Genomic DNA, 528 nt, shown 5'->3' on the forward strand with positions numbered 1-528 from the left:
GTGTTTGCTATACCAGCTTTTGCTTATGGGATTATGGTTGATGCTAGAACAGGAAAAAGATTTATCAATGAATTAGCAGATAGAAAAATCCGCGCAGATGCTATTTTGAAAATTAATAAAAATCCAGATGGTAGCTTAACCCATCCTGTTGTAATTTGTGATAGCGTTGGTGCTACAGGTACAACCAAAGCAAATGTTTATAGAGGGCTTCACAAAAATGTGATTAAAAAATTTGATAGCATTGAAGAACTAGCTCAGTTTTATTCTATCCCTTATGATGGGCTTAAAAAAAGCATAGATGATTATAATAGTTATGTAAAAAGTGGTAAAGATTTAGAAATGGGTAAGCCATTTTTTAAGCTTGATGGAAAGGTTGTAGATATTTCAAAACCTCCTTTTTATGCTTGGAGAGCTTTACCAAAAGTTCATCATACTATGGGTGGAGTTAAAATTGATACTGAAGCTAGAGTTTATGATAAACAAAACAATATCATACAAGGATTGTTTGCAGCAGGTGAATTTGTAGGT

1 protein-coding gene is annotated in these 528 nt (G+C 33.0%); it reads left to right on the forward strand.

Going from position 1 to position 528, the window contains the following annotated elements; genetic code table 11:
* On the forward strand, positions 1-528 hold a 528-nt coding region (locus tag NY022_RS09565), incomplete at both ends, for an FAD-binding protein (RefSeq protein ID WP_267525652.1).

This window comes from Campylobacter sp. MG1 (genome assembly GCF_026616895.1).
In the GTDB taxonomy this organism is placed as follows: domain Bacteria; phylum Campylobacterota; class Campylobacteria; order Campylobacterales; family Campylobacteraceae; genus Campylobacter_E.